General features: G+C 72.2%; 15 protein-coding genes. 5 read left to right on the forward strand and 10 right to left on the reverse strand.

Translation table 11 applies throughout. From position 1 onward, the window contains the following. The first annotated feature begins 37 nt into the window (after window positions 1-37). Both ABEA10_RS33575 and ABEA10_RS33580 read left to right on the forward strand, forming a co-directional pair. Complete coding sequence (locus tag ABEA10_RS33575; RefSeq protein ID WP_345470843.1) at window positions 38-676, forward strand: GntR family transcriptional regulator; 639 nt, start codon at window positions 38-40, stop codon at window positions 674-676. A gap of 217 nt (window positions 677-893) precedes the next feature. Continuing rightward, on the forward strand, window positions 894-2,783 hold the full coding sequence (locus tag ABEA10_RS33580; RefSeq protein ID WP_345470845.1) for an AfsR/SARP family transcriptional regulator: 1,890 nt from the start codon (window positions 894-896) through the stop codon (window positions 2,781-2,783). A gap of 16 nt (window positions 2,784-2,799) precedes the next feature. Here the strand turns inward: ABEA10_RS33580 and ABEA10_RS33585 are convergent, their stop codons facing one another. Beyond that, window positions 2,800-7,035: a carboxypeptidase regulatory-like domain-containing protein gene (locus ABEA10_RS33585; protein ID WP_345470846.1), complete on the reverse strand. Its 4,236-nt coding sequence runs from the start codon at window positions 7,033-7,035 to the stop codon at window positions 2,800-2,802. Window positions 7,036-7,042: 7 nt separating this feature from the next. Further along, a complete protein-coding gene (locus ABEA10_RS33590) occupies window positions 7,043-11,347 on the reverse strand; it encodes a carboxypeptidase regulatory-like domain-containing protein (RefSeq protein WP_345470847.1) in 4,305 nt (1,434 codons plus the stop codon). 157 nt (window positions 11,348-11,504) lie between these two features. On the opposite strand from ABEA10_RS33590, the gene ABEA10_RS33595 reads away from it, so the two are divergent. The 3 genes from ABEA10_RS33595 (at window position 11,505) to larA (ending at window position 14,150) form a co-directional block, all read left to right on the forward strand. Continuing rightward, a complete protein-coding gene (locus ABEA10_RS33595) occupies window positions 11,505-12,536 on the forward strand; it encodes a helix-turn-helix transcriptional regulator (RefSeq protein ID WP_345470848.1) in 1,032 nt (343 codons plus the stop codon). Between the two features lie 103 nt (window positions 12,537-12,639). Then, on the forward strand, window positions 12,640-12,873 hold the full coding sequence (locus ABEA10_RS33600; protein WP_345470850.1) for an EF-hand domain-containing protein: 234 nt from the start codon (window positions 12,640-12,642) through the stop codon (window positions 12,871-12,873). Window positions 12,874-12,875: 2 nt separating this feature from the next. Next, window positions 12,876-14,150 carry a nickel-dependent lactate racemase gene (gene larA / locus ABEA10_RS33605; RefSeq protein WP_345470851.1) on the forward strand — a complete coding sequence of 425 codons (1,275 nt, stop codon included), beginning with the start codon at window positions 12,876-12,878 and terminating at the stop codon, window positions 14,148-14,150. Between the two features lie 23 nt (window positions 14,151-14,173). Here larA and ABEA10_RS33610 read toward each other — a convergent pair whose 3' ends face one another. The 8 genes from ABEA10_RS33610 to ABEA10_RS33645 all read right to left on the reverse strand — a co-directional run bounded on the left by ABEA10_RS33610 (window position 14,174) and on the right by ABEA10_RS33645 (window position 21,379). Continuing rightward, on the reverse strand, window positions 14,174-14,452 hold the full coding sequence (locus tag ABEA10_RS33610; protein ID WP_345470852.1) for a hypothetical protein: 279 nt from the start codon (window positions 14,450-14,452) through the stop codon (window positions 14,174-14,176). Between the two features lie 114 nt (window positions 14,453-14,566). Then, window positions 14,567-16,063: a hypothetical protein gene (locus tag ABEA10_RS33615; RefSeq protein ID WP_345470854.1), complete on the reverse strand. Its 1,497-nt coding sequence runs from the start codon at window positions 16,061-16,063 to the stop codon at window positions 14,567-14,569. Window positions 16,064-16,185: 122 nt separating this feature from the next. Further along, entirely contained in the window at window positions 16,186-16,995 is an 810-nt protein-coding gene (locus ABEA10_RS33620; RefSeq protein WP_345470947.1) for an FAD-dependent monooxygenase, read from the reverse strand. A gap of 40 nt (window positions 16,996-17,035) precedes the next feature. After that, on the reverse strand, window positions 17,036-18,016 hold the full coding sequence (locus ABEA10_RS33625) for a C40 family peptidase (RefSeq protein ID WP_345470855.1): 981 nt from the start codon (window positions 18,014-18,016) through the stop codon (window positions 17,036-17,038). 4 nt (window positions 18,017-18,020) lie between these two features. Further along, a complete protein-coding gene (locus ABEA10_RS33630; RefSeq protein ID WP_345470857.1) occupies window positions 18,021-18,347 on the reverse strand; it encodes a hypothetical protein in 327 nt (108 codons plus the stop codon). A 130-nt stretch (window positions 18,348-18,477) separates the two neighbouring features. After that, entirely contained in the window at window positions 18,478-19,566 is a 1,089-nt protein-coding gene (locus tag ABEA10_RS33635) for an amidohydrolase/deacetylase family metallohydrolase (protein ID WP_345470858.1), read from the reverse strand. Continuing rightward, the gene (locus tag ABEA10_RS33640; protein ID WP_345470859.1) at window positions 19,563-20,618 is read right to left on the reverse strand and encodes a serine hydrolase domain-containing protein; all 1,056 of its coding nucleotides are present in this window, start codon (window positions 20,616-20,618) and stop codon (window positions 19,563-19,565) included. Before ABEA10_RS33640 ends, ABEA10_RS33635 begins: the two co-directional genes overlap by 4 nt. After that, complete coding sequence (locus tag ABEA10_RS33645) at window positions 20,615-21,379, reverse strand: IclR family transcriptional regulator (RefSeq protein WP_345470860.1); 765 nt, start codon at window positions 21,377-21,379, stop codon at window positions 20,615-20,617. The genes ABEA10_RS33640 and ABEA10_RS33645 overlap by 4 nt, the downstream gene beginning before the upstream one ends. Window positions 21,380-21,536: the final 157 nt, after the last annotated feature.

The raw sequence follows: 21,536 nt of genomic DNA on the forward strand, positions 1-21,536 counted from the left end.
GGTAGTGTCTACCCCAGACCGGAGCAGGAGGGACGCCGTGCCCAACAAGGCCGACCACGCCTACGAGGTGCTCGAGCGGATGATCACGTTCCAGGAGCTGCCGCCGGGGACGCTGGTCTCCGAGGCGCGGCTGATGGAGCGCACGGGGCTCGGCCGCACCCCGGTACGCGAGGCACTCCAGCGCCTCGCGCGGGAGCGGATGGTCGAGATTCACCCGAACCAGGGGGTGTTCGTCCCCCCGACGTCGATCGAGGCGCAGCTGAAGGTGCTGGAGCTACGCCGTTCGGTGGAGGAACTCGCCGTACGCCTGGCCGCGCACCGCGCCACCACCGCTCAGCGCGAGCGGATCCTCGCCCTCGCCGATGTGCTCGCCGAGTTCGACGGCGGCAGCGTCGAGGAGTTCGGCGGGCTGCTCAAACAGACGCACGACCTGATCGTCGAGGCCGCGCACAACGAGTACCTCTCGCTGACGATGGCGCCGCTCCAGGGGCTGTCCCGGCGGTTCTGGTTCGCGCACCTGCAGGACGAGAAGACCGACCTGCGCAAGGCGGCGGACCTCCACGGCGACATCCTGCGCGCCATCTGTCACGGCGACGAGGCCAAGGCCACCGAGGCGTCGCTGCACCTGAACGACTACCTCACCGACTTCACCTACCGGACGCTGCGGAACCGCTAGGCCGGCCTGGGCACGCCGCTTACGGGACGTAGCCCTCATGGGTGCGGGATGTGGCGAGGACCGGTGCACGTTTTGGCGGTTCGCCTCGGCGCGGCGGTTCTAGTTTGACGGCATGGGAAGGTCCGCGGGGGCGATCGCCGGGGGCGCGACAGCCGTCCGCGCTGGTCACCATCATCGGCCTCCGGCCACGACGGGGCCGGGTGGCGATGGCGGTGCTGTGCGGTTCGAGGTCCTGGGGCCGCTGGCGGTGCTGGGCTCCGGTGGCGCGGTGGACCTCGGGCCGCCGAAGGCCCGCGCGCTGCTGGCGGTGTTGCTGCGCCGCCCCGGCCGGGTCGTGGCCGGTGACGTCCTGGTCGAGGCGCTGTGGGGGGACGACCCGCCCAAGAGCGCCGCCAAGAACGTTCAGGCCTACGTTCATCAGCTACGCCGCCGTCTGGGGGACCCCGGGCGCATCGTCCATCAGCACTCGGGCTATCTCCTGCGGGCCGGGCGCGACGAGCTGGACGTCGCCCGGTTCGACGACCTGGTCGAGGCCGCGCGTGCGGTGGAGGCGGGCGGCGAGCCGGAGCGGGCGAGCGAGCTGCTGCGCGACGCCTTGGCGCTGTGGCGCGGCGAGGCCTATTCCGGCATGGCCGACATCCCGATCGTGGCGGCGGAGGCCGCGCGCCTGGCCGAGGCCAGGCTGTCCGCGCTGGCGCAGCGGGTCGACGTCGACATCCGGCTGGGCCGCCACGCCGAGCTGGTCGGTGAGCTGACCGCGCTGGCGGGGGAGCATCCCCTGCGGGAGTGGATCTGGGCGCAGCTGATGCTGGCGCTCTACCGCTGCGGGCGCCGTGCGGACGCGTTGCAGGCCTATCTGCGCGCGCGGGACGCCCTGGTCGAGCAGATCGGGCTGGAACCCGGACGTGAGCTGCGGGATCTGCATGAGGCGATTCTGGCCGGCGCCCCTTTCCTCGATCTTCCCGCCGCGCCCGGGGCGACGGGCGCGCGGATCGCCGCCCCGCGGGAACCGGACTCGCCGGTGGCCGCCGCGCCACGGATGCTGCCGGGCGACATCGGCGACTTCGCCGGCTACGACGCCGAGCTGACCGGTATCGACGCGGTCCTGCGCGGTGACCGCGAGCCGGACCGGCCGACGTCGGTCGTGGCCGTGACGGGCGAAGGCGGAATCGGCAAGACGACGGTCGCGGTGCGCGCCGCGCACCGGCTGCGGACGGCCTACCCCGGCGGTCAGCTCTTCGCCGCCCTGGGCGGCGCGCGGTCGGCGGCCGCGGACCCGCACGAGGTGCTCGGGCGGTTCCTTCGGGCGCTGGGCATGCCGGACGCCGCCGTACCCGGGAACGAGGATGAGCGTGCCGCGGCCTACCGGAGCCTGCTCGCCGATCGCCGGGTGCTCGTGGTCCTCGACGACGCACGGGACGAGAGGCAGATCGAGCGGCTGCTGCCCGGCAGCGGGATCTGCGCGGTCATCGTCACCAGCCGGCCCAGGCTCGGCGGGCTGGCCGGAGCGCACCGGATCGACCTGGGGGGACTGCCGGACGCGGACGGCGAAGCGCTGTTGCGCACGATCGCCGGACGCGAGCGGATCGAGGCCGAACCGGCCGAGACGGAACGGCTGCTGGAGCTCTGCGCGGGACTCCCGCTGGCACTGCGGATCGTCGGTTCACAGCTCGCGACGCGACCCCACTGGAAGGTCGGCGACCTGGTCGCCCGGCTGGCCGACCCACGTCACCGGCTCGACGGTCTCCGCCACCGCGGCCTGGAGGTGCGTGCGAGCTTCGGGCTGGGCTATGGGGCGCTCGCGGCGCCGGCGCGCCGCCTCTTCCGGCTGCTCGGCCTGCTCGACACACCGGACTTCCCGGTGTGGACGGCCGCCGCCCTGGTGAACACCACGCCGCCGACGGCCCAGGACCTGCTGGACGACCTGGTCGACGTGCGACTGCTGCGCGTCACCACCTCCTCGGCCGTCGGCGGCGTCCGGTACGGCTTCCACGCGCTGGTCCGGCTCTACGCGCGAGAGCGCGCGGAGGTGGAGGAGCCCGCGGAGTCACGCCGGGCGGCTCTCGCGCGGGCGAGGACGTGTCCCCCCATCCGCGCGGCCGGATAGGGGGACACCGGTCCCGTCAGGGCTGGAGCTGGAAGTCGAGCGTCGTCGTCGTGCCCGCCCTGATCTCGGTGATCCTGAGTTGCTGCTGGTAGGAGTCCTTGGCCGCGATGACCTCCAGCGGGTTGTTCGCCTGGTCGAGCCAGGTCTGGTAGCGGCCGTCGGTGCCGGTCTTCAGCGTGAAGGTGGCGCCGCCGCAGTCTCCGGTCTGCGTGTCATAGCCGGCGCAGAGCTGGACGGTCGCCCCGGCGATGGGTTTCCCGGTCGACGCGTCGGTCACCGTGCCGGCCAGCTTCCCCCAGCTCTTCGGCGGGTCGACCTGGACGGCGATCGGGACCGGCGGCACCGCGTACGGCGTGTCGGTGCGGACCGCGAAGGCGCCGGTGACACTGCCCGGCTGGGCGAACCCGGCCGAGGAGACGGTGACCGTCACGGTCGCGGACCGGCCGGGTGCCAGGTCGAGCGCGTCCTTGGACACCTTCGCCCAGGACAGGTGGAACCCGTCGCCGCACTGGTCGTATCCGGGGAGCGTCTCCGTCCACCGGGTGGGCGTGATGCTGCCGTCGTAGACGCCACCGCCGATCCGGAACAGGCCGCAGCCGCTGCCGCCCGCCGGGTTGTAACTCGCGTTGTTGGCGTTGGGCAGCGCGGTCCAGGCGTCGGTGGCCGGGTCGTACTCGGCGGCCCGGTTGGTCGCCACGTCGCCGGCGCCGGCGATGCCCGCGGCCACCTGGAGCCTCCCGTTCGCGCCGCTGTAGGTCATGCCCCAGTTGTCGTACGGCATGTCCGCGCCCCTGGTCCAGGCGTCGGCGTCCGGGTCATAGAGATAGGTGGACCTGATGCCGGTCCCGTCGGTCCGGCCGCCGGCGCACACGATCCGGCCGCCCAGCGCGGCGCACGCCGCGCCGGCCATCGACACGGGATAGTCGGCGAGTTCGGTCCAGCGGTCGTGCGCCGGGTCGTAGCGGTACACCGCCGGGACCGTTGAACCGGTCCCGGCGACCAGGCCGCCGATCACGTACAGCCGGCCGCCGAGGCTCACGGCGCGGGCGGCGCCGAGGGCCTGCGGGTAGTCCGCCACCTGGGTCCAGGTGTCGGACGACGGGTGGTAGGCGAAGACGCTGCCGACGTCCATGACGTTGTGGTCCCAGCCGCCGACGACGTACAGCGTGCCGTTCACGAACGCCGCCGCGGGCGCCTCGACCGCCTGCGGCATGTCCGCGATGCGGTGCCATGAGCGTGCGGCCGGGTCGTAGACGTAGCCGGCCTTGGACACCACCGCGGTGGATCCGGCCGCGCCGTTCCCGCTCCAGCCGCCGAGCGAGTAGACCCGTCCGGTGGTGTCGTCGTAGGCGACCGCGTTGTTGAAGGTGGTGACCGGATAGTCGGGCAGGTCGGTCCACGGCCCGCTCTGCGGCGTGGCCTGGCGGAGCCGCGGCGACGTGGAATGCGGGCTCATCCTGCTCATGGGGCCGAGTACGTAGTGTCCCTTGACCTCCTGGAGCGGCGCACCGGATCCGGACGTCGTGCCGGCCATCGGCGTGAACCCGCCGCCCTGCGTGCCGAGGGTGGCATGCACGGGTTCGGTGCCGTCGTTGCGCACGGTGACACGGGCGGTGCTGGATTCGCCGAGCCGCTGGGTGACCCTGATGCTCGGTGTGGTCACGGTCAGGTGCCCCGCCGTGAGCGTCCAGTCCCTGCGGGTGAGGCCGTTCGCCGTGACGTCCACGGACGCGTCGGCCGAGGTGTAGTGGCCGCTCGTGGCCGTGAACGGGTGGCGGCCGGTGAGCGGGGCGAACCCCGTGTAGAAGCCGTCGGGCAGGTTCGGGTCATCTGAGGTCGCCGCGCTCACGAGCGTGTCGGCGGGCGCGTCCGCGGACACGACAGTCGCGCCGTTGAGCGGCCGTCTCATGGTGCCGTCCTGGACCACCCCGGCCACCAGACCGCCGGGCGTCGCGGTGCAGGTACGCGTGCCGATCACGATGTCGTCCAGCGTCCACCAGAGCCCCTTGCCCTGCACGCCGGTGTAGTGGAACCGGACCCGCACGTCGGGCCTGCCGGCCGCCTGCGGGATCGGCACGTCGAACTGACCGCCGAGCCGCTGCGACCCGTCCCGGTGCCAGACGTTCTCCCAGGTCCGCCCGCCGTCCAGGCTCAGGTCGACGTCACCGGTCTGCGCGTCGGAAGAGCCCGGGAACAGGTAGTACTGCGTGTCGAACCCGATCTCCGGCGCGCTCTGCCCGGACAGGTCGACCGAGGGCGAGACCAAGGTCGTGTCCGGGGAGGCGGACAGGCTGTCGACGGCGACCATGTCTCCGTCGGAGCGCGAGGTCGGCGGCAGGAAGTCGCCGTCGCGGTCGAAACCCCAGGTCGAGCCGGAGCCGTTGCCGTCCGTCACGCTCCAGCCGTCCTTCGCGGCGTCCCAGCCGGTGAACTTCTCCTCAAGGCCGCTCACTCCGGGGGCGTAACCCCGTGCCGTGCAGTCCAGCGGGTTCACCGTGAACCTGACGTCCTGGCGCACGCCCGTCGTCCCGACGTGCACCGGCAGGACGGCGTCCTGGTATCCGCTCAGGGACACCGGGTGCATCCGTAGCGTGTAGTCGGCGTCGCGTGGCAGGTCGAGCGTGTAGCGGCCGGTGTAGGGGTCGGTGTAGGTCGCGCCGGGCGCGCCGTCCACAGTGATCTTCGCGTACATCGGCCAGCCGTGGCCCGAGCCGTCGACGGCGGTGCCGGACACGACGTTGCTCGCCGGCTTCCTGAGCCGGAAGTTCGCCGTGACCCGCCTCCCGCTCCGCACTCGTACAGTGGAGCGGGCCGTGGTGTGGCCGAACATGGAGGCGGTCACCTCGTGGCGGCCCGCGGCGACGTTCAGGTCGTAGCGGCCGTTCGCGTCGGTACGGGTGGAGTAGCCGTCCGAGGTCGCGACGGTGGCTCCGGCGACCGGTCTGCCGCCGCTGGTCACCGCGCCGGCGATGTCGCCGCGCGGCACGCCCGTCAGCGCGGCGACCCCGTCGGGGGTGCCCAGGCCGGTCGGGCCGTCCCAGCCCTTGCCGGCCGTGCACAGCACGTCGCCGCAACTCCCGTTCGAGCCCGTGGTGATGTCGTGGAACGCGGACGCCTTCGTCTGGTCGTACAGGTAGGTCACCGGGTAGGTGCCGGGCAGCGGGGTGCCGGCGAGCGCGTACATGCCGGCGATCAGCGGGGCGGCCAGGCTGGTGCCGCCCACCTGCCGCCAGCCCGGGTAGGCGCTGAGCGAGTCGTAGATGGCGAAGCCGGCGTTCGAGTCGGCGACCGCGGAAACGTCCGCCGAGGCGCGCCGGTCGCACGCCGTGGCCACCGTCTGCTGGTACGCCGGTTTGGGCTCGTACGGCGAGCAGCCCGAACCGCCCTGCCCCCACGCGGTCTCGGTGTAGCCGCGCGGAGTGGAGGCGTCACGGTTCAGGGTGGTGCCGCCGACCGAGACCACGTTCGGGGAGGTCGCCGGCCAGTTGCTCACGTTGCCGAGGTCACCGCTCGACGCGGTGACCACGACGCCGGGGTGGTCCCAGTGCTCGCCGTACGCGGCCTCCCCGGGGAACTCCCCGGAGACGCCGAAGGAGTTCGACACGTACTTGGCGCCGAGCCGCACCGCGGTGTCCACCGCCGCGCCCAGCGAGTCGACGTCGGAGTTGTCGCCCTGGACCAGCAGGATGTGGCACCTGGGGCAGGCCGCGGAGACCGCGTCCAGGTCCAGGGAGGTCTCGGTGATCCACCCCTCCTCGTCGGCCGGGTAGCTCGTCCCCCCGTTCTGGTCCACCTTGCGGAAGCAGCCGTTGGCGGTCGTGCACGGCGGCAGCCCGTAGTGCGCGCGGAACACCGCGAGATCGGACTCGGCGTGGGTGTCGCCGTAGGCGTCCACGATCGCCACCGTCGCCCCCGCGCCGCCGTCCGGCAGGTTGTAGGCGGCCTTGATGTCGGCGGGACCCAGCGCGCCTTCGGCGGGGCCGTCCGTGGCGGCGGCGATCTTGTCGTCGCTGGTGGCGCCCACCATCGCGTCGCAGCTCGCGGTGGGTCGCTTGGACCTTTTCTTCTTCGCCGGCGTGTTGCACGGCGCGGGCTTGAAGTGCCGGGCCGCGTGCCGCGCCGGGGCGGCCGTGGCCGTCTTCGGCGGTGCCGGGTCGGCCGGGGGCTTGGCGTTCGCCGTCCCCACCCCCGTGAGCACCACGGAGGCCGCGGCGGCGAGGATCACGCCGAGGCGTACGTGCAGGTTTCGCATGGGGGTCTCAACTCCTGGCGAGTGCGAAGTCGACGGTGCTGGTCGCGCCGCCGCTGACGGCCGCGGTACGGGCGCGGGGCTGGTAGCCGTCCTTGGCGACGGTGGCGAGGAGCGGGCTGAGACTCTTGTCGAGCCAGAGCCGGTAGTCACCGGCGGCGTCGGTCCTGAGGGTGTACGTGGTCGGCCCGCAGGTTCCCCTTCTCAGGTCGTAGCCGCCGCAGATCTGGACCGTGGCTCCGGCGATCGGCTCACCGGTCGCCGCGTCGGTGATCCTCCCGGCGATCTTGCCCCAGGTCTTCGGCGGGGCCACGTGGTCGGTGACGGTGACCGCCGGCAGCCGGTACGGGGAGTCGGTCGCGAACCAGATCCCGGCGCCGTAGGTGCCGGGCTGGGCCAGGGTCTTCGAGCTCACGGTGACGGTGACCGTCGCCGACTCGCCCGGCGCCAGGTCCAGGTCGCGGGTGGAGATCGACAGCCACGACGGGGTGTCCTCGCACTGGTCGAACCCGGGGAGCACCTCGCCCGACCTCTGGGGCTGGTTGAGCTGTGTCAGCCCGCCGACCTTGTAGAACCCGCAGGCCGAGCCCTGGTAGTACGTCGCCGTGCTCGACCTGGGCAGGCCGGTCCAGGCGTCGCGTACGGGGTCGTACTGGGCGGCGTCGTTGGTGACGTAGTAGCTCCCGCCGCCGAAGATGCTGCCGCCGCCCCGGTACTGGACGCCGTCGGCGATCTGCAGCTTGCCGCCCGAGCCCGCGTAGGCCAGGCCCACGGCGTCGTACGGTGCGTCGGCACCGCGCGTCCAGGTGTTGTGTTCGGGCTGGTAGACGTAGGTGGCCGCGGTCGTGACGGTCCCGTTCAGGCCGTCGGCGCAGACGAGCCGGTGCGCGAGTCCGGCGCAGGCCGCGAGCGCGATCGTCGTCGGGTACTGGGCGGGCTTGGCCCAGCTGTCGGTGTCCGGGTCGTAGCGGTAGACCGTGGCGGTCGGGGTGACTCCGGCGCCCGTGCCGCCGACCAGGTACAACTCGCCGTCCAGCACGGCCGGCGTCGCCGCGGCGGCGGCGCCGGGCAGGTCGGCGGCCCGTGACCAGGAGCCGCCCACCGGGTCGTAGGCGAACAGCGCGGTGCTGTACCCGAAGGTCTCGGTGATGCCGCCCGCCAGGTACAGCTTCCCGCCGACGAACGCCGCCGAGGCGTCGTAGAGCCGGCGCGGCGCCGGGGCGATCGGGGTCCACCGGCCCGCCTGGGGGTCGTAGACGTAACCGTCGGCGGTGACCCCGGTGAGGGCGCCCGTGGTCGTTCCGCCCACCGAGTAGACCTTCCCGTCGTGCGAGGCCATGGCGTTGAAGGCGATGGGGATCGGGTAGTCGGCGATGCCCGCCCACGCCTGGCCACCGGTCGCCGCCGGTGCCGTCGCGGACGCCTTGCCCGCCTTGCCCGTGGGCTTCTTGGGCAGGGTGACCAGGTCGGCCGGTTTCGCCGTCCGCACCCTCCGCAGCGGCGCCGAGGCGCCGCCGGCCATCGGCGTGAACGCGCCGCCCTGCGTGCCGAGCGTGGCGTGGACCGGGCTGGTGCCGTCGTTGGTCACGGTGAAGGTGGTGGTCCCGGTGTCGCCGAGTGCCTGCTCGACCGAGACGCCGCGCACGCTCGTCGTCAGGTGCCCGGCCTTGAGCCGCCAGTCCTGCCGGGTGACCGCGTCCGCCGCGACGTCGACGGAGGCATGCGCCGTCGTGTAGTTCGGGTCGGTGGCGGTGAAGCCGTGGCCTCCGGTGAGCGAGCTGAACATCCAGTACAGCCCGTTCGCGCCGTTCGGGACGCTCGCCGAGACCGCCTGCTCGGCGGGCTTGTCGTCGCTGGTCACGGTGGCCGCGTTCACCGGCGCGCCGGTGTTCCCGTCGGTCACGAGGCCGCTGAGGATGCCGCCGGCCACGGGGCCGCAGGCGCGGCTGCCGATCACCACGTTGTCCACCAGCCACCAGTGGGTGGTCTGGCCGTGGTAGCGGAACCTGACCCGCACGCCGGACCTGCCGGCGGCCTGCGGGATCGGCACGTCGACGTGGGACTGGACGCTCTCGGTGGTCTGCCGCCAGACGTTGTCCCAGGTCTTCCCGCCGTCCAGGCTCAGGTCGACGTCCACCGTCCCGACGTACTGGGTGTGCACGAAGAAGTCGGTGTCGAAGGAGACGGCCGGCGCGGGCTGGGCGGCCAGGGTGACCTCCGGGGAGACCAGCGAGGTGTCCTGGGGCGTGTCCGCGGGGGAGAAGTAGGCCAGCGCGAAGTGCGTGTCGCCGCCAGGAGGGGGCAGGAGGTTGCCCAGGTTGTCGAACCGCCAGACGTTGCCGGTGCCGGCGTCGTCGGTGACCGTCCAGCCGTCCTCCGGCGTGGTCGCGGGCCAGTCGGTGAAGTCCTCGCCCGTCCCGTTGTAGGCCCAGGCGTAGCCCGGCGCCGTGCACGCCTTCTTGTCGACGGGGAGGGCGAGGTCCTGGGACACGTCGTCGGCGCCGACCGCGACCTGGCGGTCGGCGGCCTGGTACCCGGGCAGCGTCGCCGCGACGGCGTGCAGCTTGTAGGTGGCGTTCTCCGGCAGGCGCACCGAGTAGCGGCCCGTGAACGGGTCGGTGTACACGGTGCCGTCGGGGTCACCGTCCACAGTGATCTTCGCGTACATCGGCCAGCCGTGGCCCGAGCCGTCGGTGACCGTCCCGGACACCGTGTGGCCGGGCACGGCGCTCAGCGCGAAGTCGGCCGTCGCACTCTGGTCCGCGTCGATCCGCACGCCCGTCCTGCCGCCCGTGTCGTAGCCGAACCGGGTCGCGCTCAGGTCGTACGTCCCGGGCGGCGCGGTCAGGGTGTAGCGGCCGTCGGTGCCGGTGGTGGTCGCGTACCCGCCGGGGCTGGTGGTGACGGTCGCGCCGCTGATCGGCTTGCCGGTTCCGGCGTCGGTGACCGAACCGGTGAGGGTCCCGTGCGGTCCGGCGGACAGGGCGCTCACGCCGTTGGGCGTGCCGAGGCCGGTCGGGCCGTCCCATCCCTTGCCCGCCTCGCACTGCACGTTGCCGCAGCCGCCGTTGGAGCCCTGCGTCACGTCGAACAGCTGGGAGGCCTTCTGGTACGGGTAGGCCACCGGGTAGGTGCCCGAACTCGGCGTCCCGGCGAGCGCGTACATGGCGGCGGCCAGTGGCGCGGACAGGCTGGTGCCCCCGACCTTCAGCCAGCCGTCCTGGCCGAGCGTGTCGTAGACCGCGAGGCCGGTGGCCGGGTCGGCGACGGCGGAGATGTCGGCGATGGCCCGGCGGTCGCACTCCGTCGTCACCGTCTCCTGGTACGCGGGCTTCGGCTCGTACGGCGAGCAGCCGGAGCCCGCCTCGGCCCAGGCGCTCTCGGTCCAGCCCCGGCCGGTGCCGGTGTCGCGGGTGAGGGTGGTGCCGCCGACGGAGATCACGTTCGGGTTGGTGGCGGGCCAGTTGGTGACGTCACCGGCGTCGCCGCTGGACGCGGTGACCGCCACTCCCGGGTGGTCGTAGAAGTGGTCGAGTTCGGTCTCCCCGGCGAACTCGCCGGGGATGCCGTAGGAGTTCGAGACGTACCTGGCGCCGAGCCGTACGGCGGTGTCCACCGCGGCGCCCATCGACTCGGGGAACGCGTCCTTGGACTGCACGAGCAGGATGTGGCACTTCGGGCACGCCGCGGAGACCGCGTCCAGGTCGAGCGAGGTCTCCAGCGCCCAGCCGGGGTCGTCGGCCGGGTAGTCGGTGCCGCCGGCCTGGTCCACCTTGCGGAAGCAGCCGCCTGCCGTCGTGCACGGCGGTAGCCCGTAGTGGGCGCGGAACGCGGCCAGGTCGGACTCGGCCTTCGCGTCGCCGTAGGCGTCCACGATCGCCACCGTCACCCCGTCCCCGGTGCCCGGCAGGCGGTAGGCGGACTGGATGTCCGCGGGCCCCAGCGCGGTCTCCGGCGGCTCCGCGGCGTCGGCCTTGATCTTGCGGTCCGTGCCGGTGTGCACCCGGGCGTTGCACTGGACGGCCACCTTGCCCGCCTTCTTCGGCACCTTGCACGGCGCCGGGACGAAGGAGGCCCGGGCGTCCGGCGTGGCCTTGGGCGCGGTCGCCGCTGCCGGCTCGCTCGCGGCCGGGGTGGTCCGCCGGGTCGCGGGTGCGGACGCCGAGGCGTACGCGGGACCCGCCGCGAGCAGGACCGCCGCCATCGAGGTGGCCACCAGGGCCGCCAGCGTGCGGCAGGCGCGTTCCCACGGTCTCCGGCGACCGCGGAATCGGGCACGGGCTCCGCGCAGGCCATGCCGAGATGGGGTATTCACGCCGATTCCCTCCTGTGGTGCAACGCAGCCGGAATCCGACGAATGGCCTGGTCGGCCATTCGCCGCTGGAAAATCCCCGATATCGGACAAATGGTCGTGGGGAGTACAACACGCCGAAATGCCTTGTGGAAGGTGATCGGGGGGCGGATGATCGCCAATGACGGAAACCCGACGCCTGGTGTCGGAGGAGCGCGACGTGCTGGAGATGTTCGGCCTGGACGAGGCCCAGGAGGCGGTCTATCTCACCGTCCTCGACCTGCCGTCGGTGACCTGCTCCGACCTGCGCCGGCGCCGGCCGGACCTGCCGCCGGAGCGGATCGACGCGGCGCTGGACCACCTGGAGAAGAACGGGCTGGTCGCCCACCGGACCACGCCGCACGACCGGTATGTCGCCGTGCCGCCGGACATCGCGCTGCTCGACTGGCTGCAGCGCCGTACCAGTGCGCTGCTGGAGGCCCAGTCGACGATCGGCACGCTCACCAAGCGGTACCAGGCGGTCTCCCGCCACGAGGAGCCGGCCGCCCTGCTGGAGGTCGTCCTGGGCGTGTCCGCCCTCGACCGGTGGAACCAGTGCCTCGCCGGCGCGAACCGGGAGATCCGCGTGTTCGAGCGGCCCCCGTACAGCGAGCTCCGCCCCTGGGTCGCGGCCGGCACCGCCAACCCGATCCAGATGGACCTGCTGGCCAAGGGCGTCCGGTGTCGGCTCATCTACGACCGGGCCGCCATCGACGCCCGCCCGAACCTGGACGAGCTGCGGGAAGGGATCGAGGGCGGGGAAGAGGCGCGCGTCGTCGGGGAGCTGCCGCTACGGATGACGCTGATCGACGACCAGCTCGCGCTGTTGCCCCTGCGGCACGAGCACCCGGTGTCGGAGGGGATGCTCCTCGTACGGCCGTCCCCGCTCCTGACCGCGCTCTCGGCGCTCTTCGAAGCGGTATGGCAGCAGGCCCCACCACTGATCATCGACTGCATTCCCGGCGAGGGCGGCGAGGACCCCGCGCGGCTCGACGAGTCGCTGGTGGTCATCGCGGGGCTGCTCGTCGCGGGCCTGTCCGACCAGGCCGTCGCCCGGCACCTCGGCGTCAGCGTCCGGACGGTCGAACGCCGCATCCAGCGCCTGGCCGCCGCGCTCGGCGCCAAGACCCGCTTCCAGGCCGGCGCCCTCGCCGCCCGCCACGGCTGGATCTGAGCGTCCGTCGCCGGGGGAGCCCCCGGCCCTTCCCCCGCCGGTCACGTGATCCCCATCACCTGGTTACGATCAGTGTTCCGGTGGCTATGGAGGAAGGAAAGTCATGTCGGCTGACTACGAGGCGGTGTTCGCGCGGTACGACACCGATGGCGACGGGCGGCTCACCGCGCACGAGGTGACCTCGGCGATCGCGGGGATGTTCCCGGCGGCCGAGGTGAACGACCTGTCCGGGATCGTCAAGGCGCTGTTCGACCAGTACGACGTCGACCACGACGGGCTGCTGTCGGTGACCGAGTTCGTGCCGCTGGCGCAGAACCTCCCCGAGCTCGGTTCCTGACGGTGAAAGTACGCCTTGCCTACGGTGAGACCGGCTTGGACGTCGACGTCGACCCGGAGAAGACCACCGTCGTCGAGCCGGTCCATCACGAGGCGGCCCCCGATCAGGCCGGGGTCCTGACCGCCGCGCTGCGCGACCCGGTGGCCGGGCCACCGCTGCGGGAGCGGGTGCGGCCGGGGCAGTCGGTGGCGATCTCCGTGTGCGACGGCACCCGACCGCAGCCCAGGCACCTGATGGTCCCCGCCGTGCTGGCCGAGCTCGACGGGGTCGTGAATCTGGACGACGTGGTCATCCTCGTCGCCACCGGCACCCACCGCGGCAACACCGAGAGCGAGCTGCGGCAGATGCTCGGCGACGAGGTCGTGGACCACGTGCGCATCGTCAACCACGACGCCCGCGACCGGGGACAGCTCGCCTGGATGGGCACCTTCGGCAAGGACGTCCCCGTATGGCTGAACCAGGAGTGGGCGCGGGCCGACGTACGGATCACCACGGGGTTCGTCGAGCCGCACTTCTTCGCCGGTTTCTCCGGCGGGCCCAAGCTCGTGGCCCCCGGCCTGGCGGCGCTGGAGACGGTGCTCGTCCTGCACGACGCCGCCCGCATCGGAAGTTCCCGGGCGACCTGGGGCATCACCCACGGCAACCCGGTCCACGACGACGTACGCGCGATCGCCGAGGCGACCGGCGTCACCTTCGCGCTCGACGTGGTGCTCAACCGTGACAAGGAGATCGTGGCGGCCTTCGGCGGAGACCTGCCGGCCATGCACGCCGCCGCGACCGCGGCCGCCAAGCGGATCGCGATGCGGCCGGTGCCGGCGCCGTTCGACGTCGTGGTGACGACGAACTCCGGTTTCCCCCTGGACCAGAACCTCTACCAGGCCGTCAAGGGCATGTCCGCCGCCTACCAGGTCGTACGCCCGGGAGGGACCATCGTGTGCGCCGCCGAGTGCCGCGACGGGTTCCCCGACCACGGCTCCTACCGGCAGGTGCTCGCGTCGGCGCGGTCCCCGCGGCACCTGCTCGAGACCATCGCGGCACGGTCCGCCGGCGAGACGGTGCCCGACCAGTGGCAGGTGCAGATCCAGGCCCGCATCCAGTGCGACAGCCAGGTCGTGATGCACACGTCCTATCTCAGCGACGACGACCTGGCCTCGGCGCACCTGCGGCAGACCGGTGACGTCTCCGAGGCGGTCGCCCAGGCCCTGGCCGCCGCCGGCCCGGACGCCCGGCTCTGCGTTCTCCCCGAGGGACCCCAGACCATTCCCTACCTGAGCTGACGGGGACGACGGGCGATCGCCGTTCAGACGTCGGCGACGCGGACCGGCGGCGTCGCCGGCCGTTCGACGGACCCGCCGACGGCGATCTTCTCGCGCGCCGTCACCCACCGCCGCAGGTCGTCGCCGTCGAGGCCGCACGCCCTGACGAAGGCGATGAGGAGTTCTTCGCGGGGCAGCCGGTCCTTGCCGAGCATCGTGGCGGCGGTCGAGTAGGGCAGGACGTCGCCGGCGGTGGCCGCACGGCGGTCGAGCCGCCGGAAGCTCAGCCCCGACCAGGCCTTGAGGCGCCGCAGTTCGGCCATGAAGGTGGCCAGACCTCGGCGACGACTACGACCCGGTATCCCGCGACGCGATGGTGGCCCGGGCACTGGACTCGAATCGGCCCCGGGGAAGAAGTTCGGCTACTCCAATGTCGGTTACAGCCTCCTCGCCTGCCGCGCCCAGCCGGTACGCGGGCACTCTCTCATCGCGCGCTTCTTGGCGCCGGACTCCGAGCCGTAGTCCCAGGACTTGCCGAGGCTGCCGTCGTGCGCCACGGCGATGGCTCCCCAGTGCTCCGGCGGCGGCGCGGGCGGTTCGTACGGGGTGGTCGGATCGGGCTCCGGGGGCGTGGTGATCGGGTCCGGATAGGGGTCGCTCGTGGTGGGATCCGGGACGGGAACGGTCGGGTCCGGGTATGGCGCGGTCGTGGCCGGGTCCGGGAACGGATAGGGCGTGCTCAGCGCGCTCTTCGCGCCGCCGTGGTGGCTCTGTAGGGCCACGACGCCGAGGACCAGCACGGCGACCGCCACGATCGGAGTGAGGACGATGGCGACCGTCCGCGCTCCGGACGGTGCGGCCGGCCTCATCGGGGGCCCGTACGGCGGTCCGGGGGGTCCCAGGGGTCCGGGCGGCATGGGCGCCACAGGTGGTCCGGGTGGCAGGGGTGGTCCCGGCGGTACGGGCGCCATGCCCGGCCAGGGGCCGCCCGGCGCGCCGGGCGGTGCCGCCGCGGCGGCGTCCCGGAACCGCTGGGCGTGGCGGTCCAGCGCCTGGACGGCCTCCTCGCGGTGGCCCGTACCGTCCTCGCCGGGGAAGACGCCGCGCAGTGTGTCGCGCCACTGTGCGGCGGTGGGCCGGGCGTCGGTGGCGTACGGGTCGCCGAACGCACGGTCGAACAGGGCGCGCAGCCGGGGATCGAGATCGCCCGGCAGGCCCGTGGGCCGATGCCAGGCGTCCCCGACCAGGGCGGGTGCGTCAGGGGCGAGGAGCAGACCGCGGTACATCAGGACGGCCAGGCCGTAGCGGTCGCCGTACTCGTCGTGCGCGCCGATCCGGCCGGTGATCCAGCGCGGATCGGCGAAGCCCTGGGTACCGGCACCGCGAGTGGCCGCCGAGCCGACCGGCCGCAGGCCGTCACAGCCGATGAGGTAGGCGTGCGGCCGGTCGGGCCGCCACAGCAGGTTCTCGGGGGAGATGTCGCCGTGGACCAGCCCCGCGCCCTCCAGGACGGCGAGGATCTCGCAGACCCGGATCAGCGCCTCGACGCGGAAGGCGGCCGGAGGCGGATCGGCCGGGGCCGCGCACAGGTGGTCGAAGGTACGGGGCCGGCCGTTGTCGTACAGGAACGGCCGGGGGATGAACGGCAGGATCACACCGACGACCGCCTGCCCGCCGACCAGGACGTCGATGGGGAAGTTGATCGACGTGTCCGGCGTACCGGCGGGCTCCGTATCGGCGAGGACCGCCGCGCCCCGCGCCGCCGCCGCGCGGATCCACTCGGCGGCCTGCGGGTCGGCGACGGGGGCGGGGTAGAGCTTGGCGACGCGCTCGCGCCCGGTCTGGTCATGGCACAGGTGCAGCCTCGACCGGCCACCCGGCGGACCGAAGGGAACGCCCTCCACCTGGTAGACCGCGCCCGACTCACCGCTCAACGAGAACACCGTCTGCCTCCCGACTCCACCGGCCCTGCTGCGAGGCGCGAACCAAATAGACAGAATCGTCTACCTGAAGCATAGGGTGCGAGACGGCTCAAAAGGCTCTCTCGTGGGAGGGATCAGATCGGCTGGACCATGGCCTCCAGGACGTGCTGGGTCAGGCCCGCGTGGTCGAAGTCGCCGTTTCCGGCCGGGTCCATCTCCCATTCGCCGATCCGGACCGACGACTCCACGATGAGCCGGCAGCGCTCGTACCGGCGCTCGGCGTAGGCACGGAACGCCTCCTCGTGGCCGTCGTGATAGGCCAGGCATTCGGCGAGGACGACACCGTCCTCGATCGCCTGGGCCGCTCCCTGGCCCAGGTGCGGGGTCACCGCGTGGACGGCGTCGCCGATCAGCACGATCCGGCCGCTGTGCCACGGGGGCGGCGCGATCAGCCACTCCTCGGGGTGGAACATGATCCGGGACGGGTCGTCGACGTACTTGTCGCGGACCCGTCCGGCCGGCCCGCCGAACGGCGCGAGGTGCTCCCGCAGCACTTCGGCCAGGTCGTTCCGGTCGAGCCGGACGTCCTTGTCCCACGTGGTGTTGTAGAAGATGTAGGCGAGATCGGGGCCGATCGGTACGAAACCCGCCATGCCCTTCGGGTCGTTCTGCAGGATGATCCGATCGATCTCCGGATCGCGGGGGATGTTGAGCCGAAACGCCGACTGGCCGAGGTAAGTCGGCCGGATCTCCACGACATTGACGTCGTAACCCACGTTTCGCAGCGCGATGGCGGTGGACAGGCCACCGATCCCGGCACCGACGACGAGAACCTCACCCTGGCTCACTTCGACCACCTTCGCTCGCCTGTATGGGCGCGAACCTAGTGAGCGCTCAGTGAGGTGGGAAGACGGCCGGAACGCAACATTACGTTGCGCGGTAATGCCCTTGCGTCACCGGGGAAACGCTGCTCTCCGGGTGGGCTCAGGTGGGACGGGCGAAACCGATGGGATCCTGGGTTTTGTAGTTCTGGATCTGGACGTAGCTGCCCGTGTGCGGCGCGACGATCATCGTGCCCTTATCGGGGTCCAAGACGATGCCGACGTGTCCCGGTCCGTTGTTGCCCATGTGGAAGAAGACCAGGTCGCCGGGCTGCTCATGGCCCGCCGGGACCGAAGGCTCCTGCTGCCACTGCACTTCGGAAGTGCGCGGGATATCGATTCCCGCCGCTTTGTAAGCCTGCGAGCTGAGACCCGAGCAGTCGAAGCTGTCCGGACCCGTGGCTCCCCAGACATAGGGGTCGCCGAGCTGCTTGAGCGCCCAGTCGATGATCTGCTGTGCGCGGGGGTTGGGTGCGAGGGTGCTGGCGTTGGGCGGCACCGGGATGCTGCCGGAGTGCGCGTAGTCGACCGGGTGGGACAGCGGGGTCCCGTGTCCGTTCGCAGGGTCGGTGTCGCCGCCGCTCGCCAGGTCGGTGCCGGGCATCAGGTCACGCAACGCGGTCGCGATCGAACTGTCGGCGCTGTTCGCCTCCTTGAGCGCGGCGTCGATGTCGCCCTGATAGGTGTCCCGGCGGGTCTTCCAATCCGACTTCTGCAAGGCGAGGGCGCCCGCCGTGACCTTACCGCCGCCGCAGTCGAAACCGTCGTTCTGCGCCTTCTGTACCGTCTGCACGAGTTTGTTGTGCGCGTCCGCGAAATTCGTATACGCGGTGGTCAGCATGCTCTCCACCTGCTTCAGGACCTTGGAGGACTCCTGCACCTTCAGGTGCTTCGCGTCGATGAACGCGTGCGCCTCGGCGGCCGCGGCGCTGTCCCAGTTTCCAGACACGTGCTGATTGACGTTGAGGAGCTCACCGGCGTGCGTGTCCAGCGCCTTGTGCCACTTGCCCCATGCGCCGGCGGAGTTCTGGTAATCGTGCGGAGTGGCGTACAGCAGGTCGTCATAGGTGATGTGGTCGCCCACGTGATCACACTTCCTGGATGGTGGGCGGCACCACCGCGTTGGCGCGTCGCTGCGAGTCCCATTCCGCGTCGGCGTAGCCGGCGTGGGTGCGATGAAGCCGTTGACCGATGTCATGGGCGTCATCGACGATTCCACGTAGGTGCGTGGCCCATGCCTCGACGCATTCGTTCAGCGCCGCGGTGGTCTGCCAGGCCTTGTGGTTGTCACCGGCCGCCGCACAGCCGGAGAGGTGTTCGTTGACCTTGCCGGTCAGAATGTCGGCGGCCTCCCGGCTGTACCGGGTGGCGCGCGTCAGGCCCGCATAATGCACATCGAGCGGCTGCTCGGTCATATCGCACCCCCAACCGCATAGCGTCGAAAATGGCGGCACCAGGTTAACGCCTCAGACCGGAAATGGGCAGCGTTCGATGATCTCCATTCAGCCACCGGTATAGGACATCGCCGAAACCGGCATATCGGGGCTATACCTGTCCCGTCGCGGTGACCGTACCGTCGCTGATCGTCGCCACCGGCACGATGTGCGTGGCGGGATCGAGCGCGACTCCGCGGGCGTCTTCGTAGCCGCGGTGTGGCGGGGGCGCGCCGGTCAACCGGAACACGGTCGCGTGGCGTACCCCGCCGTCCTCGGTCAGCCAGGGTTCCGGCGCTCGTAGGGTCTCGCGCGGCGCGTCGGTCACCGCGGTGATCACGTCGTCGAGCGGCATGCCGCAGGCGAGCAGCTTCGTCATCGTCGTCGGCAGGTCGTGGACCGGTCCCCGGATGTTCCGCACGTGGACGTCGGTGCTGATCGAGTGCGGCGGGAACCCGGCGGCGATGGCGCGGCGCGCGACGTCGGCCGCGAAACTCGCCGCGCCGTGACCGACGTCGAGCCGCACACCGCGGTCGAGCGCCCGGTCCAGGGCCGGGGACGGGCGGCCGTCGGCCCGCCAGGGGTGACCGGTCTTGCCGTGGTAGCAGTGGGTCACGACGTCGCCGTCGCCCAGCAGGTCCAGCACGTCCTCGATGAGCGGCGGCGCCTCCCCGATGTGCACCATGAGCGACAGTCCCGCCTCGCGTGCGACGAGCCGGCCGAGTTGCAGGGGCTGAAGTCCCATCGCGCCGACGATCACCCCGCTGGAACGGACCTTCACGCCGCAGACGACGTCGCGGTGCCGGTCGATCGCCGCCAGCGTGGCGTCGACGTCGATGTCGCGGATGTCGGCGGTCTCCCGCATGTGCACCAGGCCGTACGACCCGATGTTCACCCAGGCGCGGATGCGCACGCCGGCGGCGGGGATCACGTACTTGACCAGCCCGTCCAGGGTCGCAGCGCCCGCGCTGCCGGCGTCGCCGAGCAGGTGGACGCCGGTGGTCAGGCCGACGTCGTCCGCCGCCACGCCGATCTCGGTCATGCCGTCGTAGACGTGCGCGTGCGCGTCGGCCCATCCCGGGCCGACGTACAGATCGCCGGGCGGCTCGTCGCTCGGCCTGAGCTTCACGGCGCCGTCCGGACCCGGCTCCAGCCGGGCCGCACGACCGCCGATGACCCGCAGCGGCTCACGGATGATCATGACGCCGCCAGGCACGCGGTCACCGCCGCGTTGTGGAAGCGCGGCCGGAGCCGGGTGATCGCGTCGGACTCGCGGGTGGGGTGCACGCGGTTGGTGAGCAGCACCACGAAGACGTCGAGGACGGGGTCGACCCAGATGCTCGTGCCGGTGAAGCCGGTGTGCCCGTAGGCCGCCGGGGTCAGCAGGTCGCCGCCGCTGCAGCGGTGAGGGTCGCGGCCCTGCCAGGCGAGCGTCCGGCGCAGCGGGAGCCGGTCGGTCCGCGGCTCGGTCATCACCGCGAGGGTGCGCTCGGCGATGATCCGGCCCGCCGTTCCCCGGCCGCCCCGGCAGAGGGCCTGGCCGAGGGCGGCGAGGTCGTCCAGCGTTCCGAACAGCCCGGCGTGCGCCGCGACGCCCCCGAGCACCTCGGCGTTCTCGTCGTGCACCGTGCCCTGCACGACCCGGCCGCGCCACGGGCAGTCCTCCGTGGCGGCCGCCCGCGCGCGGTCGCTCTCGGGCAGCAGGAAGCGGGTCTCCTTCATGCCCGCGGGCATGGTGACACGCTCGGCGACGAGCGTGTCGAGGGGAGTGCCCGCGGCGCGCTCGGCGATCAGCCCGAGCACGATGAACCCGGCGGAGCTGTAGTCCACGGCCGTGCCGGGCGGGGAACGCAGCGGCAGGCGCGGCAGCGCGGCCAACAGCTCCGCGCGGGTCGCGCACCGCCGCCACAACGGCTCCTGACCCGGCAGGCCGGAGGTATGGGTCAGCAGCTCGAAGACGGTGAGCTCGGCCTTGTCCGTGCCGGCGTACTCCGGCAGGTGGGCGGCGATCGGGTCGTCGAGGGTCAGCGCTCCGGACTCGACCAGGCTCATCACCGCGAGCCCGGCGACCGGCTTGGTCACCGACGCCAGGTCCCAGAGCGTGTCATCCCGGACCGGCTCGCCGTCCCACGACAGGGTGCCGAGCGTGCCGCGCTCCACGATGCCGGCGCTGCCGCCGAACGCCCAGGCCGCTCCGGAGAACGTCCGCTCCGTACGAGCCCGGGCGACGATGCCGGCGGGATCCACCGTCATGAACCGTTCCTTTCCGCGGGCATGCCCAGTGCCGTGGAGATGCGGCGGGCCGCCGCCACCACCATGGGCCCGAGCAGCCCGACGTCGTCCTCTTTCAGGGTGAACGTGAGGCCGGAGACGCTGATCCCGGCGATGGCGGTGCCGTGCCGGTCGCGGACCGCGGCACCGACACAGCGGACGTTGCGCTCGTTCTCCTCCTCGTCGACGGCGTACCCGCGTTCGCGCACCTCCGCCAGCGCGGCCAGCAGCAGGTCCGGCTCGACGATGGTCGCCGGCGTGTGGCTGATCAGCGGGGAGGCCGACGCGATGATGGCGCGGACCTCCTCGTCGGGGAGGCCGGCGAGCAGTGCCTTGCCGATGGCCGTGCAGTGCAGCGCGACCTGCATGCCGACCTTCGACGCCATGCAGTACGGCTCCTGGGACTCGACCTTGGCCAGGTACACCGCGACCGTGCCGCTCCGTACCGCGAAGTGAACGGTGTGCCCGGTCTGGCGCTGCAGGTTCTCCAGGATGGGCCGGGCCACGGCGCCGAGGTCGCGGTCGGCCAGGGCGGAGCCGGCCAGGGCGAGAAGCGCCGGTCCGGACGCGTACGCGCCGTCGCCGCTGGTGACCGCGTACCCCTCCGCGGCGAGGATCTGCAGGATGCGGTGGGCCGTCGTCTTGTTGATGCCCGTTCGCTCCGCGATGTCGGCGAGCCGCCGCGGTTGGTCGGGGCTGGAGAGGGCGCGCAGGACCGCGAGTGTCTTCTCCACCGAGTTCATTCACGCACCTAAAGGGTTGACCGGCCGGACCGATATGCGGCATATTCAACCATACGACACGGCGTTTCACAATACGAAACGCAAAAGACTGTTCGCCCCCTATTCGTCACCCCTGTCCCCTGGGCGCGGCGCTGCGGGAGTTACGAGGAAGGCAGCG

It is taken from the genome of Actinoallomurus oryzae (assembly GCF_039541955.1).
GTDB classification, from domain to species: domain Bacteria; phylum Actinomycetota; class Actinomycetes; order Streptosporangiales; family Streptosporangiaceae; genus Actinoallomurus; species Actinoallomurus oryzae.

Excerpts from the sequence above, each read along its gene's own strand:
- ABEA10_RS33640 (WP_345470859.1), bottom strand. The coding sequence starts at position 20,618 with ATGACGGTGGATCCCGCCGGCATCGTCGCCCGGGCTCGTACGGAGCGG.
- ABEA10_RS33635 (WP_345470858.1), bottom strand. The coding sequence starts at position 19,566 with ATGATCATCCGTGAGCCGCTGCGGGTCATCGGCGGTCGTGCGGCCCGG.
- ABEA10_RS33630 (WP_345470857.1), bottom strand. The coding sequence starts at position 18,347 with ATGACCGAGCAGCCGCTCGATGTGCATTATGCGGGCCTGACGCGCGCC.
- ABEA10_RS33595 (WP_345470848.1), top strand. The coding sequence starts at position 11,505 with ATGACGGAAACCCGACGCCTGGTGTCGGAGGAGCGCGACGTGCTGGAG.
- ABEA10_RS33645 (WP_345470860.1), bottom strand. The coding sequence starts at position 21,379 with ATGAACTCGGTGGAGAAGACACTCGCGGTCCTGCGCGCCCTCTCCAGC.
- ABEA10_RS33600 (WP_345470850.1), top strand. The coding sequence starts at position 12,640 with ATGTCGGCTGACTACGAGGCGGTGTTCGCGCGGTACGACACCGATGGC.
- ABEA10_RS33585 (WP_345470846.1), bottom strand. The coding sequence starts at position 7,035 with ATGCGAAACCTGCACGTACGCCTCGGCGTGATCCTCGCCGCCGCGGCC.
- ABEA10_RS33610 (WP_345470852.1), bottom strand. The coding sequence starts at position 14,452 with ATGGCCGAACTGCGGCGCCTCAAGGCCTGGTCGGGGCTGAGCTTCCGG.